General features: G+C 28.8%; 13 protein-coding genes. 1 reads left to right on the top strand and 12 read right to left on the bottom strand.

The window, feature by feature from the left end; genetic code table 11:
• Nucleotides 1-494 precede the first annotated feature (494 nt).
• A complete protein-coding gene (locus N4A55_RS05495) occupies nt 495-1,289 on the top strand; it encodes a hypothetical protein (RefSeq protein ID WP_293754501.1) in 795 nt (264 codons plus the stop codon).
• A gap of 80 nt (nt 1,290-1,369) precedes the next feature.
• Here N4A55_RS05495 and N4A55_RS05490 read toward each other — a convergent pair whose 3' ends face one another.
• From N4A55_RS05490 to N4A55_RS05435, 12 genes are all read right to left on the bottom strand, one after another.
• Nucleotides 1,370-2,329, bottom strand: a complete 960-nt coding sequence (locus N4A55_RS05490) for a D-2-hydroxyacid dehydrogenase (RefSeq protein WP_330666326.1) — start codon at nt 2,327-2,329, stop codon at nt 1,370-1,372.
• 125 nt (nt 2,330-2,454) lie between these two features.
• Nucleotides 2,455-3,195 carry an SDR family NAD(P)-dependent oxidoreductase gene (locus N4A55_RS05485; protein WP_293754500.1) on the bottom strand — a complete coding sequence of 247 codons (741 nt, stop codon included), beginning with the start codon at nt 3,193-3,195 and terminating at the stop codon, nt 2,455-2,457.
• Nucleotides 3,196-3,265: 70 nt separating this feature from the next.
• The gene (locus N4A55_RS05480; protein WP_293754499.1) at nt 3,266-4,522 is read right to left on the bottom strand and encodes a phenylacetate--CoA ligase family protein; all 1,257 of its coding nucleotides are present in this window, start codon (nt 4,520-4,522) and stop codon (nt 3,266-3,268) included.
• Entirely contained in the window at nt 4,523-8,362 is a 3,840-nt protein-coding gene (locus N4A55_RS05475) for an HAD-IIIC family phosphatase (protein ID WP_293754498.1), read from the bottom strand.
• Nucleotides 8,363-8,406: 44 nt separating this feature from the next.
• Nucleotides 8,407-9,561, bottom strand: a complete 1,155-nt coding sequence (locus N4A55_RS05470) for a serine hydrolase domain-containing protein (RefSeq protein WP_293754497.1) — start codon at nt 9,559-9,561, stop codon at nt 8,407-8,409.
• Between the two features lie 8 nt (nt 9,562-9,569).
• A complete protein-coding gene (locus tag N4A55_RS05465; protein WP_293754496.1) occupies nt 9,570-10,529 on the bottom strand; it encodes an aminoglycoside phosphotransferase family protein in 960 nt (319 codons plus the stop codon).
• Nucleotides 10,530-10,568: 39 nt separating this feature from the next.
• Entirely contained in the window at nt 10,569-12,017 is a 1,449-nt protein-coding gene (locus tag N4A55_RS05460; RefSeq protein ID WP_293754495.1) for a radical SAM/SPASM domain-containing protein, read from the bottom strand.
• A gap of 81 nt (nt 12,018-12,098) precedes the next feature.
• Nucleotides 12,099-13,127: a hypothetical protein gene (locus N4A55_RS05455; RefSeq protein WP_293754494.1), complete on the bottom strand. Its 1,029-nt coding sequence runs from the start codon at nt 13,125-13,127 to the stop codon at nt 12,099-12,101.
• A complete protein-coding gene (locus N4A55_RS05450) occupies nt 13,099-14,874 on the bottom strand; it encodes an ABC transporter ATP-binding protein (RefSeq protein WP_293754493.1) in 1,776 nt (591 codons plus the stop codon). The genes N4A55_RS05455 and N4A55_RS05450 overlap by 29 nt, the downstream gene beginning before the upstream one ends.
• Nucleotides 14,861-16,609: an ABC transporter ATP-binding protein gene (locus N4A55_RS05445; protein WP_293754492.1), complete on the bottom strand. Its 1,749-nt coding sequence runs from the start codon at nt 16,607-16,609 to the stop codon at nt 14,861-14,863. Before N4A55_RS05445 ends, N4A55_RS05450 begins: the two co-directional genes overlap by 14 nt.
• 24 nt (nt 16,610-16,633) lie before the next feature.
• The gene (locus tag N4A55_RS05440; protein ID WP_293754491.1) at nt 16,634-16,894 is read right to left on the bottom strand and encodes an acyl carrier protein; all 261 of its coding nucleotides are present in this window, start codon (nt 16,892-16,894) and stop codon (nt 16,634-16,636) included.
• Nucleotides 16,895-16,915: 21 nt separating this feature from the next.
• Nucleotides 16,916-18,391: a class I adenylate-forming enzyme family protein gene (locus N4A55_RS05435; RefSeq protein ID WP_293754490.1), complete on the bottom strand. Its 1,476-nt coding sequence runs from the start codon at nt 18,389-18,391 to the stop codon at nt 16,916-16,918.
• Between the last annotated feature and the right edge of the window lie 27 nt (nt 18,392-18,418).

Raw genomic sequence — 18,418 nt, 5'->3', positions numbered from 1 at the left:
AATTTTTAAACAAGCTCGTAATAATTTCTTAACATTTTGCTTGTCATAGCGATTATAGTAAAACTTACATAATGTGTCAACTAACATCTAAATAATTTAGTACATTTTACATTTGTTCAGAATATTCAATTATTAATTTAATGCACTTTTTCTTTATTTACTATTTTTTCCAATTATTTTTGTGTAATTTAACACAACTAAAAAGTTTTTTGTGTAAAATATCAAATTCAATTTTGTTACTAATTATATGTATATTTTTATGACTTCCATATTTTTCTACTTGTTTTAGCTAATTCATTATTGTATTATTTTGTATTTTATTAATATAATATAATAACAATCTTTATCCGATATATATTTTAATAAGTTGATTAATTATATATGAATTTTTACATGCAAAACATCTTATTATTTGTATTATTGACAATATTTATTATTCTATACATGAATAGTCAAATAAATATATATCTTCAATATAAGAAAGGACCAAATATATGTCATCATCAACAGGAGTTTACAAAGCAACTAGAAAAAACGGGACTATTTATTATAGGGCTTCTATTACTTTTTCAAATAAACATATAAGTTTAGGAAGTTTTTCTTCCTATACATCTGCACATAATGCCTATTTGGAAGCAAAGGATATCCTAAGTAGTAACATAAGTATATATGATTATACTGCTTCAAATACTTTGACATTCCATAAGTTTGTTGTATTGATTAATTTTAGAGATAACAAATACTATATCAAAAACCCTATTTATCTTCATAAATATTATTTTTCTTATTTTCTTAACCAATCAACTGAATTGACCTTTGATGTAGATGACCTATTCTATTATTCTAATCATAAAATATTCAAGAAGAATGGATATATGTTTGTTAATGATTACGGAATGCAGGTAAATATACTTTCTAGGTATGGTATTAAGAATTTTGCAGTTAATGGAAAAGATTATCATTTTAAAGATGGTGATAGTAATAATCTAAGATACCATAATATTATAGTAACCAATAAATATTATGGCGTAGAAAAGATAACTAAAAATAATACTGTAGTATACCTATCTAAGATACATATAAACGGCTATACCAAAATAGGTAAATACAAGACTGATATTGAAGCAGCCATTGCTTATAATAAAGCTGTAGATTTTGTTATTGCTAATAATATATCCTCCAAAAATTATACCAAGAATTATATAACAGATATAGATTCTAAGGAGAATTACCTTAAGCTATATGATTCCATCAGATTATCTAAGAGCATTCTTTCCTTAAATAAATAAACGAATAAAAAAAGTGGCTATTATACATTATGGATAGCCAAAACTACCACCAGTGTTTAATAAGCCACTTCAATAATTAGTTACTTAGTTACTACATTTCTTGGAATTCCCTTTTGAAATGATTTAATATTTTCATTTACTTCAACAACTACTCTTTTCCTAGCTTCTACACTTGCCCATGCAATATGTGGAGTAATTAATAATTTTATACTATCTTGTATACTTAATAATGGATTATCTTTATTAATTGGTTCATGTTCTAAAACATCTAGACCTGCACCAGCTATTAGATCTTCATTAAGTGCTCTAGTAAGGTCTGTTTCGTTGATGATTCTTCCTCTTCCTAGATTAAGAATCACTGCTGAGTCTTTCATCTTAACAAACTCCTCATATCCAATAAGATTATCAGTATTATCGTTAAGAGGTGCATGTATTGAAATAATATCAGAAGAACTTAGTAAATTATCTAATTCAACTCTTTCATATTCTCTATTATCATTTTTCCCAGATGTTGAATAATAGATTATTCTACAACCAAAACACTTAGCTATAGTTGCAACTTTTTTACCAATAGTTCCTAGACCAATAATTCCCCATGTTTTACCAACAATTTCATTATATTTTTTATCAAAATGAGTAAAAATCTTATCACCTATATAAGTACCTGATTTTACATACTTATCATAATAAGATAACTTTTCATATAGATAAAATAATAACGCAAATGTATGTTGTGCCACGCTATCAGTAGAATAACCTACCACGTTGGACACTACAATATTATGAGCATTAGTATAAGTTTTATCAACATTATTTGTCCCTGTTGCTGTTAAACAAATCAATTGTAGATTATTAGCATATTGAAGATTACTTTCATTAAGTACTACTTTATTGGCTATGATGACATTTACATCTTTTATTCTATCTATAACTTGATCCTTAGAAGTGAATCCATAAATATCTACTTTACCCAAATCATTAAATACAGTTAAGTCCAAATCGTCACCAAGTGTATTAGCATCCAAAATAACTATTTTCATAATATACTCCTTTTCATAGCTTTTTAATTACTTCATTATATTTATTATAATACTATTTAAAATTCTATTAATCAATAATTATTATTATAAATTCTAATGTAATCTATAGAATTAAGACCTAACTGTTATAATCTTGAGTCTAAATTAAATACTCTCCCACTCACACTTTGAAAATGATCAGAGCAAGCAAACACCATAAAATTTAATAAGTCATTCAAACTATTTGGATACATCATTACATTCATTCCATTTGCTATATTACTTTTATTAATATTATTTCGATTTAGATCAGTAACAATATATCCTGGAGATATTGCATTTACACTTACATTATAGCTTCCAATTTCTTTTGCTAAAGCTTTTGTAAAACCAATAGTTCCTGCCTTAGCTGCAGAATAATTTGTCTGACCTTCACTTCCAATTTGTCCTTTTAGAGATGTAATGTTAAATATTTTACCATACTTTTTTTTCATCATTTCTTTTGCAAATATTTTACAACAAAGGAAAATACTGTTTAGATTAATATCAATTACATGTTTCCATTTTTCTTCTGTCATTAAAGGAATTAAATTATCATCACAGATACCTGCATTATTAATCAATATATCTACCCTTCCAAAAGCCTCTAATGTTTTATCCAATAAATATCTTACCTCATTACATTTTGTTACATCAGCCTTAACAACAATACATTTTGAATTATGTTTTTTAATTTCTTTAAAGAGCTTTGTGGCTTCCTCAACACTTCTATTATAATTAATAACAATACTGGCATTTTCTTTAGCAAAGCACTTTATCATTTCTGAACCTATTCCTCTAGAAGATCCAGTTACAACTATTACTTTATTAGAAATATCTATTTGCATATAATCTTATATGATATACATGTTGTAATCATAATACCCTCCCTTCTACCTAATTAAGGACTTATTAATGTTAACATATCAGTTTTGACATATCATTCTCTGGAAGATGAGGAATAAATCTTTTAGTTTTTCCTGATTCAGATACTTTTATCTCTTTTACAGGCAAAACCTCACATTCTACCTCGGGTAACAACTTCTTAATTTCTTTTATTAAACCTAGTGGAGTATTTAGCTTATCATATTTACTGTCTGGAACAAGATAAATCTTCATATAGTTAAAATCAATCTGAACTACCTGATATTCTAAAACAGAGTTTTCATACTGCCCCATAAAATCATCAAATATGCACTTTAAAAGATTACTGGATATGGTTCTTTCGCTAGTTGTTAATAAACTGCCCACTCTCCCCCATTTTGGTGTTAAAATCTGTTGTTTATTCCCGCAAGTACAATTCGTATCTTCCATCATAACAATATCACCTATACGGTATCTGATTAGAGGCATACAGAAATTTGTTAATGAAGTAACTACCAATTCTCCAAGTGTTCCATCAGGAACTGGTTTATTATTCTTAACAACTTCAATAATAAGATGATTCGTCCATGCATGCATTTTATTACATTTACATTCATATGCCAAAAAATCAACTTCCTGACATCCATATTGATTAACCACATCACATTCAAAAACCTCGTGAATAATCTTACGCTGATAATCGAACAACTGCTCTCCAGTTACCTCTATCATTTGTAATGATGGAAGTTTGATATTATTACTTTTGCAATACTGAGCAAATCGAAAAACTGCAGTGGAGAAGCCATACACCCATTCTGGTTTAAATCTCTTAATTTTATCTATATTATCGTCAAATGACTGAAATGAAAAATCTACAACTCCATTCTTAGTAATATGTAGTATATTTGCTGAATCACCTTCAGGATGTGTATTTAACGAGAAAACTTTTTTATTCATAATTTCTGGAAATCTTTTAGTCCTAGCAGACCATATCCTTACAGCCTGCATCAAAAGCTCTGAATCTGCACGTGCAATTTTTAAAGGTACTCCTGTTGAACCACTAGTACTTCTTATAGTAATAGGTTTATGGTTATTTTGCTGATATTTGATAGATATTAAATTTTGCCAATGTGCTTGTATATCTTTTTTCTCAAGTATGGGAAACTTTGCCCATTCCTCTGAACTAGAAGTTAACTTAACAAGATCCATACCTTTAGGAATAATATTTCTATAATAAGCAACATTAGTCTTCGCATATTGAAGTAGTTTTATCAAACGTGACTGCTGCTTTATTAATTGTTGATCCAACATTTAGTTCTCACCTTTCCCTTTTACTAATTTTAAGTTAGCTATTATTTCATTGATTGACTTATTTGGATTTTCTGTGCAGTTAATAATGATTTCTTTTAGCACTGCTACGTACCCATGTATGGTCTTTCTGCTAAAATAGCCTGTATTATAATAAAAGCCTCCAATAAGAATATCTTCCTTTTCCTCAAGTTCCAAAATCAGATCCCCTCGTGCAATATTATAGCCTTCCTTATATTTCCTGATTTGTAGCCCTTCTACTGAAAAACTATTTTTAGGGGTATTTTGAAATAGTAACATGGCATGATAAAATGGATTATCTTTGTTTTCAGGTATAGATGATGCAGCGTTATAAATGACTTCACCAAAATATGCATCTTTATTTGCAAACCCTTCCATAACTACTTTTCTATTACTCTGTAAAAGTTGAATAAAGCTGTCTTGTTCTTTTATTTTACTTCTCATAACAATTGTATTAATAAAAAGCCCTATTATTTCTTCTAATTCCTTAGCATTTCTCATGGCTACTACTGTTCCTACCGCAACATCTGGTAATTGTATCAGGCTATATAATAGGAGGTCAAACACACACAACATTCCTGTATATAGAGTAGTTGAATGATTAATACAGATATTCCTCAACCTATTAATATCCTGCTGATTTAATTCAATAGGTACATATAATCCCTCATATACTTGCTGATTAGAACAAATAGTGTCCTTTGGCAATTCATGTAACTTTAGATCTTTTAATTGTTTTTTCCAATATTCTATTTGTTGTTGCATCCGCTCTGTTTTTGAATATTCTCTTTCCCACATTACATAATCAGCATATGTAAACAGTGTTGATTTTTGCCGAATCAACTGATTATCTTGAATTTTATATGCTTGATAAAAAGCTGATAAATCTTTAAACAGCAAGCTATAGGACCATCCATCAAAAATAATATGATGAATTGTTATTATCATAAGATAAGTATTATCATTTGTCTGAATAAGCACAACACGAAGGAGCGGTCCCTTAGATATATTAAATCTTCTAATTTCCTCCTGTCTAATGATTTGATTTATATCCTCTTTCTTTGTAAAACAAAATTGTTCTATCTCAAACTCCATATTATCCTTAACTTCTTGATACAAAAAACCCTCTTTTTCTTTAAAAACTGTTCTAAAAACATCATGTTTTTGAATCACATTACAAAACGCATATTGTAGTGCCTCTATATCAAGCATACCTTTTATCTGAAATATCCACGGCATATTATAAACAAAAGTTTTTGTATCCATTAGTTCATGTCGCATTAAAGCTTCCTGACAATAGGATAAGGAGAATTTTGAGTTTTGTTTGGTATATATTTGCTTTACAATATCTTTAAATGTACTATCATGAAATCTTTCATATACATTTTTTTCATCTTTTAAGCCTAGCTTACAACTTACACAGCTGATAATTCTTCTTAAATCATAGTCAAAAACATCCTGCAAAGACAATTCTACATTATACTTTGAAAAAATATCGGAAACGATTTTAACTGCTCTTATAGAGTCTCCTCCAAGCTCAATAAAACCTTCTTCCTCGTCTATGTCATGTTGTAACACTTCTTTATATAAATTACTTATAACTTCATCAATGCTGTCTTTTGTAAAATCATCTTCTTCTATACTACTATTTATATCTAGTTCTAATACAGCAGCAATTAAATTATCAATTGAACCTATCTCTAGGAGTACCTTTCCTCTGTGGAAAATATTTGATACAGTACTGTTATCTTTTTTACGAATAAGTTCCATATCATGATTCTTATATACGAATTGGTACAAACATGCCTTTTCAGTATGAACTGTAATTTCCTGATACTCTTGTTTTGTAATTTTAATATCCATTTTGATTTCACAAATAAAACGGTACACTTGATAATTTTTTTGATTATCTTTATATTCAAATATTATGGTGTCCTTGTTTAATTTCTGAGCTGTTTTCCCCAAATACATCACCATTTTATTTTCAATTCCACGACCAAGCACCCTGCAGCTTAATAAGAAATTCTCTACTTTCAATTGCATATCATCTGACTTGTAAATCATAACTCCTACCATTCCATAGGAACCAAATCGATCATTTACATAGACAACATCACACCGATATCCTTTATTAAGCAATTCTCTAAGTTCACTTTCGCTTCTCCTTCTTGTCGAAAGATTAAATTGATTCGTTCTTTTAGTTAGTTCGCATGCTCTTTCTATTTCTTCTTCTTTTAAAGGCGAAATAGTAATAGTAATGCATAAATTTTTTATGAAGTTTTCAAACGTGACAGCCTTTTGGCGTTCTTCTTCACGCAAAAAATTTTCTTTATAGTATTTTGTTCTTACTCTACTATTCTTAACTACGTTATACCTATCAAAAACCCACAAATTCTCTAAAAATTCATTTATGTCTTGATTGGAATCTGGTATCCTTATAGTCAATACCTCAGGAAAAGCTTGAGATACTTCTTCACATTCATAAGAACTATCATCAATAAAAATAAAGCTATCCAGACTAAGGTTTAATTTGTTTGCCAAATCCAGAATATTATCCGATTTATTACGCCAATTAACTTTAAATGCAGTTATATGTTCCTTTTTTAATATCATATCAGGATTTGTTTTAAACACATCCATGACATCTTTTTCATTATTTTTACTACATATGCAAAGAAGCATCCCTTTCTCCATCTGATTTAACAAAAATCTTTGTAGATACTTCTTACCTACCGTTATCTTAACTCCACCTTCTGTAGTATCACCACAATTTCCTTCCCACAAAGTATTGTCGCAGTCAATTACAATAACTTTATAAGAATAGCCTTCTATTGACAGTAGCTTACGCATAAGAATATTTGCTATTGCTGCATATACTCGTTCTACATATGGAATGTGTGCTATTTCATTACTATAAGGAGAACTATATTGCGTATTACCTATTTTTTTTAACAGCTCTTTGCTTGATATATAAATAATATGTGCTTCTTCCAATGATATCTGCATATTATACTCAGCCTCTTCAAAGAATTTTTGTCGCTGAATATTAGTATTAAATTTAGTTACAGGCGTAAATATAATAATACTCGATGTATTGGAATATGATGAATTACATTTTAACGCCTCAATAAAATCTTTGGTAATATTTGTAAATCTTTCTTGATAATCTATTTCACGGTCTTCTGCATAATGAAGCCACTCTTCAATACTTATTAGGATTATATTATACCCAGATGTATTTCTATTAATTAGACTATCTGGTTTTAAAATCTGCTGAAATATTTGATTATATGGAGCTTCAATAATATTATAATTTGTTTTCAACATTTCATTATAATATAATAAATATTTTTGCAAAGGAGTAATCGTAAAATTACTTACTAAAACAATATTGGTATTTCCCTCTTGTTTAATTTCATCTTGTTTATTAATCTCTATTTCTCTCTTAACTTCAAGTAGCTCTATAAGACCTAATTCGGTATTGAGGAAGGAGATTAATCTGCCATCAAATAATTTAGCACTAACAGGACCACATACAACAGTTGCACCATTTCTTTTAAGTATCTCTATTGTCTGGTAAATATCACTACATTCATAACAAACATGGTAAAGAGAAATTCCGTTCTTAAGATAGCCACTAACAGTTTTCCCTGACACCAATTCAATTGCTACAGAATCTCTTAATGTTATGTAACATAAAGTGGCTTGTTGTTTTTCATCATATATACAATCACTTATCTCTTCCACCTGATAAAATGACTTAATATATTCAATGGAATTAGAAATATTCTTGCATGCAAATCCTAAATGGTTCAGTTTCATATTAACCTCCGTTATATTAATAAAAATGATATTATATATTATCTTCAAATAATGTGATTAAGCTTTTCCAAAACCGTGTAATTTCCTAAATATTCATACAGATTTTTGTATGACTCAATATATTTCATAAAAAGTTCAATATCGTTACTATCTGACAACTGTAAAATCTGCTGTTTTAAATAATCCTCTAAACTATCTTGGTTCTTGTTCCAGTCTACTTCAGTAATAGAAAGTGTACTTTTTTCATTAAGGAAACTTTTTAAAAATACAGTTATAAATGGTGATCTTGTTATGTCACATTTTTCAAAATGAAAAGCATTTGTTAATTCTTCATTATTTGTCAGAAGAAGAAAGGACAGCTCCATTTTCGGTAATTTTAAAATTACAGATGAAAAACCGTTGCTAACTCCATAATGCCAAACTAATTTATTTCCCTGAAACCATTGGATGAACCACCCTAATCCGTATGGTAGCGGATTTCCAGAATTTGATTTTCCACTCCATGCCAGATTTTTTATCTCATTACTAATAATGACATTGGAATCTAATGCCTTAGAATAAGTTATCATATCCTCAAGGGAAGAAATTAATCCATCTGTCACTGAGAAGAAATTAGAATATCTACAATCTTGGTTATCTAATTCTTTGCTAAAACGATATGCCTTGGCTAAGTTTTTAAAGACCTCTTTATATTCTGGATTCTCATAATATGAGTAGGGTACTGTGTTTTTTAAATTTAAGTAATTAATAAATCGCTCCATTATTATTTGCTCAATTGACTGATTCATCACTTTTTCAAGTACTTCCTGAAGTATAAAGAACCTTCTTTCGCTGTAGCAAAATTCTTCTCCAATAATTCCTCTTGACGTATGAGATAATAAATGCCTTATGGTAATTTGTTCTGAATTCTTAATATTAATTTTAAAAACAGACAATGGAATATCTATATCTAACCCTTTTTCTGTAAATATAGAAAGCAATATAGTCGATGTAATAGTTTTTGTAATAGAGGCAATTGAAAAAATCGAAGAAGGATTCACCTTAATTTTGTTGAAAATATCTGAATAACCCAAATAATTTCTCCAGACTATATTCCCTTTACTTATTACTGCTCCAGCAAGTCCTGGAATATGAAGTTTTCTTTGTAATTCTATTATTTCATTGTTAAAAATTCTAATCTGAACAGATGATAATTCCATATCTCTAACTACAAGTCCTCCTGCAACATATTAACTGTTTTACTAAGCAGTTTATTCATATCCTCATATAAGTTTTCTTTGTTTTCGTCCTTGTTATTAAGAAAACAAAGAAAATTCGCCATATCTATAATCTTACCTAGTTTCTTCCAATCCTTATGTAGAACTGTATCCGAACTTAAATTATAAGCGTTAATAAAGCTTATCTCATTACTTTTAGTAACCTGTTCATCAAAACGAAATAATTGACCTATATCAAAATATAAAGGAGCTGCCAAAGTAAATTCCCAGTCTATTATCCCTGTGACCTTATTATCCTTTACCATGATATTATTAGTTCTAAAATCTCCATGACACAACACACTGGAAAAAAACACTTTTTTAAGCTGTTCATATTTCTCATTAATTATTTCATAAATTTGTTTCTTCATATCTTCTCCAATACGTTCGCCTGCCTTTTGTGATAGAAAATAATGATACCACTCTAGTATAGGTGGCAGTCCATCGACCAACTGCAAATTTTCATCAAGAAAACCTTCTAGTTTATACTTGTCTTTATGTATATATGCAAGAATATGCCCTAATTGCTCAAATATTTTATCTGATACCTCATTTCCCTCCGCTATATACTGATCTAAGGTTATACCTTCCACAAACTCCATAATTGCAAAATCCTTATTCAGTAGTTCTTTCTTATTATTGATGTAATATACCTGTGGCACTGGTATCGCATTCTTAAACTTATCTGCAATCTTCTTTTCCTTTAAGCAGCGTTTATCATCGTTGGGGTATATACGTAACACAAAAAACTCGTCATTCACTTTAATTTTATAATTTGTTGTACTTCTCCCCCCTTTGAATAAATGTATCTCTGAAACCTTATTTTTTGGATCATAACATTTATATAGTTGATTTGCTATATTAATATCTATATCAATAAATTCTTCCATACGTTCACACTTTTTGTCCACTGTTTTTACCTCCATAATAACCTTATTCGTATCTTCATATTACCCATACATATGCATTAAATATAACTCTCTTACCGTCCTACAATATCCAGCCGGTCCCTTCTCAGGTATACTTTCTTCTATATTATGCCATAATTCTAAAAGAGGGGTATTAAATATATTACCAAAACTTTCTGTTAAAAATGGGCAAATATATGCATCTCCAGCCGCATCAAGCTTCATTCGGCTCCTACCACATAAACACTGTGAATTAAAAACGATATTTAAGTCAGGATACCTAATTTTCCAATCTGATATAGCATGCTTAATCATCGTAACTTCCTTGATTGTTATAGGATCAAATGGTGCTTTTGAACCAGCCAATCCAGTTTCCTTAAATACCTCAAGATAGCACTCTGTAACTCCTAATTTTTTTAAAAATTCTGGCAGCTTTTGATATTCATTTACATTACTGCTATTTACTGACCAACTAACTGCTACACTTGGTATTTTACAATCCTTTGCATTCCTAATAGCCTGCATGCAATTATAAAATGTATCTTTCCCTCTGATATTTTCATGTATTTCTTTTGTAAATCCATCAAAACTAACATAAATCATACCAAGCCCTGCCTCCGCCAATTTCTTAGTTCGTTGTTTGGATAATAATTGGCCATTAGTAATAATTCCTACGTATACTCCATTATTTCTGAGTTTTTTTACAATTAGTTCAATATCATCTCTCATTAACGGTTCGCCACCCATTATAATTACATTATAAATTTTACTTATAATAAGCTGATGTGCTACCTCCAATGCTTTTTCTGTCTCTAGCCCCATATGATCATACTCAGGTAAATAGCAGTGTTTACATCTTAGATTACATGCTGAACATATTTCCCATGAACAATACCATGGGGTAGCAAGATGTGATACATTTGATAATAATTCCGTTGCATCGAATTCCCATGCATCATGTTCACTTACTATGCTCCAATCACAAAGATTTTCAATATCTTCAATAAAACCACCTATTATAAATTTTTTTAAATAAGCAAAGATTAGTGTACTGGAACCAAATGTATTTTCTAACTTTTCACATATGAGATTAATTGATAATCCTTCAATAATACCCTGCCAGCATAAGCTTCCGTAATTATCAAGTATCATAATTGGATTTTTAGTTATATAGTGGTCACTATTTAGTAAAATATACAATTCTTTTGATTCAATATTCCATCTGATATTTACATTCTTAACCTGTGGAATGATCCCAGATTTAGTTTCGATACTTTTCTTGTTCTCTACCTCAGATACAATAAAACCATTATTGCTTAGACTCATTGATAATTCCTTATCTAGTTTTTCTAACTCTTCCATCCTGTTTAGCCAAATATCTGCTTGTTCTTCATTTAACTTACAAATCTGCTTTGTTTTTGGAATAACTAACTTAATTCCTTTATGATTCCTAGCTACTAATATACCTCCAACTTTAAACCATCTTTTCATCTGTTACCCCTTTCTTTGATAAAGATAGTGTACAATTCACACTAATAATTTTTATCTAATACCCATATTTATCAAGGATTATTAATTTTTCTGTAATTCACTTGATATATTTCCGTTAATTTTTAATAAAAATTTTACTAATAAGTCAAATGTATCATTTTCTAATTGAGCAATATTTTCCAAAACTTTGCTGGTTCGTACGATAGAGGATGTGTCCTTATCGGTAAAATATTTAATCATTAGAGTTTTAACAATATTCCATTTATTCCTTATTTTATTAAACATATTAGCAAGCTCCGCTAACTCCTCATACTTGAATATAGAATTCAAATACATAAAAAATTTTGCAATATTAATGCGGTTATTACTGATATTACTTAGCTTAAATAATATTGGTATATTATTTGTCAAGATTGCATTGCCAACTTCCTTATCATAGTCAATTTTTTGTATTTCCTGAGATAGTTCTATAATACTTTTAATCCAGCGCTTATTATTATTTCTTTCATATAGAGGACTAAGAATCTCTAACAGCTCCATAGATTCAGAATGTACTTTCTCAAATATCAAGTAACTATATCCATTCTTAAGTCCATTCATAGGATATAATTCTATCTCATTTTTTGATCCAGATGGGTCAACACCAATAATATTATTATTCTTGAAACCTCTTACAATAATGTAATGTGGATATCTTATTCCACTATAATCAGGCATCCACGGACAAGTTGAAATATCAATGCAAATAGCAACAATTTTCTTCTTTTTATTTTGTTCATGGATGAATTTTTTAACCTGTTTAAATTCAAGCTTATTTGATGTAGGCTTTATACTTGTAATCTTAATACCATTGTATTTTTCTAATGCATTCCAAACATCTTTGTGGTAACCAATCTGTATTTTATCACTCAAATTACTATTTCCATACTTAGTATTTATTCCAATTCCCCATATATTAGCAAACATCATAGTGGGATCAATGTCCCAGTACTTTGCTATAGTTAATACTGTATTTTGCAGACAATCATACAAATCCTCGTGAATTGGTTTTATATCCAAAAAAATTTCCTTATTTTCTTCATCATTTATAAATAATACTTTTTCTGTCATGTTGATCAATTAACCTCCTATAATATGAGTTATTTTCATATAAATCCTTATGAGTACCAACTGTACTAATGATTCCATTGCTAAGAATTGCTACTTTTTCTGCCATAAATATGGAAGATAACCTATGTGCAATAATAATTACAGTTTTATTAGATAATAAATTCTGTATAGCTTGATGAACCATTTTCTCAGATTCATAATCAAGCGAAGATGTAGCTTCATCAAAAATCAATATATTAGGATTATATAATAATACTTTTGCTATAGCGATCCTCTGTCTTTGTCCACCCGATAGCTTAACACCGTTTTCTCCAATTACAGTATTATAACCATCTGGTAAGCTTTCAATAAAGTCATGGATAAAGGCCTTTTTACATGCATTCTTAATTTCCAAATCATTTGCTTTTGGATTGGCAAACAATAAATTATCTTTAATCGTCGTATTAAATAAATAGGTCTCCTGCATAACCACTCCGATATTACGATATAAGTCTTTGGGATTTAACGTATGAATCGAATACCTGTCTATTAATATATCCCCTTTTTCCGCTGTATATAAATTAAGTAATAATTTTATCAGGGTAGTCTTACCACAGCCACTTTCCCCAATAATTGCTATTGATTCATTTGGATTCACAGTAAAATTGATATCTTTTAGAATATAATCCCTTGTTTTATCGTATCGAAAATATATATCTGAAAATTCAATATTTCCTTTTAAAGAGATTTGCTTTCTAGCTGGATACTCAATCTCTGGAAATGTAAGGATATCAATAACTCTTTGAAGACATGGAAGATTAGATTTTAGCTTCATATCCGTATTATTGATATTGCTTATATTTGCAATAAACATTTCAAAAAATTTCAAATATACAAGTAAAGCTCCAACCGATAACTCCCCTTTAATGATTAATAATCCACCTAATATATATAAGCTCATCTTTGATAAAAAAAAGTCCTTAAGTACAATAATACAGTTATAGGTAATAGTAGTTACATTACGTTTAATATATGACTTACTAATATCCCCCCACATTTTTGTAAATATATTTACCTGTTTTTCTTCAATATTAAAAGATTTAATTTCCTTCCAATTATGTAACACATTGTTGAGCCATTCTTCGTAACTACCAAATTTATTTCTATATTCTTCCTGATATGTCTGAGCTGCTTTACCAAATTTTTTTGTTAAGTAAAAGGATATTGGTATAATACATAGTGAAAATAGTGTTAGTTTCCAATTCATACATAATATAGCAATCATTAATATAATAGAATAAATCCACGAATAAATATATTCAATGGTATAGTCCTTAATAAACATTCCAAAAGCATCAGTATCCGTATCAATTCGAATTTTCATATCAGATATTGTGAATTTATCTCTATCAGTTATTGAAAATTTAAGATACTTGTTAAGAAGGTCTCTCTTGAGTTTAAAAGTCAGATGATTAGTTATTTGGTTATAAAGAGATAATTGTTTTCCCTCAATAATTGCATTTATTAAATATATTATAAGATACCCTATAATAATCCACCAAAGATAGGTTATTTTTTTATATGTCAGAACCTCATCTATAAAGACCTTATAAAAATAAGGTTGAATAAGACTTGAAGTGGTATATAATACTTTTAATAATATAATACCCATAACCAATCCCTTATCTTTAGTTAAATAGCATCGTATTGAATTATATATATGTACTCTTTCGGTTACTTTTCGGGAATTGATATTAAACGCTTTCATAATTATACTGCTCCTTAAATAATTTTTGATATACATGACACTTGTTTAATAGTTCCGAATGTGTTCCAACACCGACTATCTTTCTACTATCTAGTACGATAACTTTATCGGCATCTATTATAGTGGATAACCTATGAGCTATTGATATTGTTGTTATATCATTACTTATTTTATTTATAACTTCCTTAATCATATTATCAGAATCAAAGTCTAGAGACGAGGTTGCTTCATCAAAAATTATTATTTTTGGACATTTCAGAATAACACGGGCAATAGATATTCTTTGTATTTGACCTCCCGATAGCTTAGTACCCTGCTCTCCTATTACAGTATCTAATTTGGATGGAAGCTGGTTAACAAAATTATCCGCATTAACCATTTTTAACGTTTCCCATATTTTTTCATCTGTTATTGCTTTATTTCCTGTCAAAAGATTCTCCCTTAATGTTTGTTTAAATATAAGTGGTTTCTGTCTTATAATCCCAATCTGTTTTCTTATTGATTGTAAAGAACAATCCTTAATATTCTGACTATCAATAATTATTTCTCCCTGATAATTTTCATAAAGTCCAATCATTAAATCCGTAAAGGTAGTTTTACCAGCACCGCTTTTACCAACAAGTGCAACTTTCTCTCCCTTTTTGATATGAATATTGATTTTATCAAAAATATTATTTGAATTGTCGTAAAAAAATACTACATTTCTATATTCAATGTTGCCCTCATTAATAATCAGACTTTTCTTATCCTTCTCCCAATCCCATTCATCCTCTTCAGACAAAATGTTAAGAATACGATTGACAGCCACTATATTATATTCTCTATTTATACCAGCGTCACTTAGTACTTTAAAGAAAAACTTTGCTCTTCCAAAGTATTCTACACAGGCAATTACTCCACCAACCGTTATCTGATCATGTAATATGAGAAACGCAGATAAAGAATATATACTCAATTCTCCTACGAGTGAAATGAATAAGCTAATTCTTTCATTTATAAAACGTACTTTACTTTCCTCAATCTTATTGTATACTAGTTCTTTCCACTTTTTAATATATTCTCTTTTTACATACGCATCTCGTGCTAAAATTTTTATCTCTCCTAAGCCTGCAATTATTTCATAAAGCCAGCTGATAAAAAGTCCATATTTTTTTCGATTCTCATTATATATTTTTTTTGCTCTTATATTAACATACTTTACCGAATAAATTGAAAATGGTAGAAGTAATGTTAATAGAATTCCCATTTTCCAATTGATAAAATATATAAAACCAAATGATACAGCAAATCGAATTACATTTCCAATAACATAAAATATATTACTATATACCAATTCCAAAAACGAATCAGCATCTTTATTTATAATGGTTATTAAATCACCGAAATTAACATTGTCAAGATACTCTGCCTTTAATCTTAATATTTTTCTAAATATTTTTTCTCGTATTTTAAAAACATACTTAGAAGTCATAGACGCCTTTAAAAAAGTCGTTAATATACTTATAGATGACATAGCAGCATACAAAATTAAATATATAATTAAGATGATTCCTATAAAGTTAATATCTTTTTCATAAAATAATTTATCAATTAAAATTGAATAAGTATATGGAAATAGCATTTCTATGCTACAGGTTATAATAATACATAAAAGTATAGCTACAAATTGTAACTTAAACGGTCTAATAAAGGTGACTACTGCTTTTATACGTTCTTTTGAAGAATATGTATTCATTCCCTTTCCACCATTCTTGTACATTTAATTCATAGCAACCTTATTAATTATAATGTGTGATAACTTACCGTAATTTATTATTACATCATCTTCTAAATCCTCGTCCTCAAATATGATGTTAAATCTTTTTTCAAGTTCCAACATAAGCTGTACAATTTGAATTGAATCCATTTCAAGATCTTTCCATAAATCGGTATTTGAGTTAATCTCCTTAGTCTCAATCTTTCTTTTAGTTACTTTAATAATTTCTTCTTTAATTTGTTTTTCAACTACACTTTGATCCATAGCTTTCCTCCTTTTATTGATTTAATATCTTTTTACTTTATTGGTAACAGTTTTATTTAACTTTGTCATAAATATGACTTTAACTGGAACCTTATATCTAGATAACTTTTCTATGCAATAATTGATAATATCATCTTCTGATAACTTACCTTTATATTCATCGTATAGTACTACTTTTGCAGCTGGAACTTCATCCATTATTTTATGCTTAATACCATATACAAGAGTTTCTTTTACTGCCTCATGATTTAATATAACTTCTTCAACTTCTTCGGGATATATATTAATCCCTCCACTAATTATCACATTTTTTTTCCGTCCAGTTAAATAAATGTATCCCTCCTCATCATATTTGGCAAGGTCTCCTGTATATAACCACCCATTAATAAGTGTTTCTTTGGTTATCTCTGGTCGTTTATAATAACCTTTCATAACATTATCACCTTTAACAATTATTTCGCCAATTATATTCTTTTTTACTACATTTTTGTTTTCATCAATAATTTTACATAACACACCGGGTATTGCCTTTCCTACAGAACCCAGCTTTCTAACGGCATCCTCTGGTAATAAAGCTGTTACTCGAGGTGAAGCCTCGGTCTGCCCATATGTTTGCACAAAACCAGTATGATGAAAAACGCTAATTAACTGCTCCAATTTTTCTATTGGCATATTTCCTCCACCAAAACAGATACATCGTAATGATGAGACATCATGTTTTTTAATGTTTTTATAGTTTAATAAGGTCAAAAGCATAGATGGAACTCCAGTAAAATTAGTTATTTTCTCTTTATCTACTGTTTGATAAAATTTGTGAGGCATAAAAATATTATCTAAAATGTAGATACTAGCTCCAACATAAATATGAGTGAGAAACTGTGCTGTATTGCAGTAACCAAAATACATAGGTAATGCTATCAAAGTTTTATCATTTTTCGTAAAGTTTAAGGACAAAATATTAGAACGTATATTGGAAATCAAGTTTTTGTGAGTCAACATTACCCTTTTGGGATTACTGGTCGTACCAGAGGTATGAAGCATAATTGCAACATCTTCAAGATACTTATCCTTCTTATAATCTCTATACTGCTTATTACCTGTATCAATAAGTATATCTTCGTCAATACAATACAACATTATTTTATATTTATACTTAGATAAACTCTGCTTAAGATATTCCAAATTCTCATGATTGGTTATAATTAACGATATTTCACAATAGTCAACTGTACCTACAATTTCATCTTTTTTAGCTAAATTTGATACAGGTACAATAACTTTGTCAAGATAAGTAACCGTAAAATAAGCTATTGCATATTCAATTGAATTAGGTAAATATAGCATAACACTATTGGATAAACTCTCTAATTGTCTAAGCTTATTTTTCTTTTGCTGTACTATGTGATAAAATTCAAAATAAGATAGAGATCTTTTTTTTGTTTGTAACATAAGAGTTTCTTTGTTCTTATTCATTTCTAATAAATCCTTAATTAACATATACTTCACCTGTTTTATATTTTTTCT

Origin of the sequence: Vallitalea sp. (assembly GCF_025211055.1) — a bacterium.
Taxonomy (GTDB): Bacteria; Bacillota; Clostridia; order Lachnospirales; family Vallitaleaceae; genus Vallitalea.
Note: the sequence above shows the minus strand (reverse complement) of the source record. Positions and strands in the feature narration are given on the sequence as shown.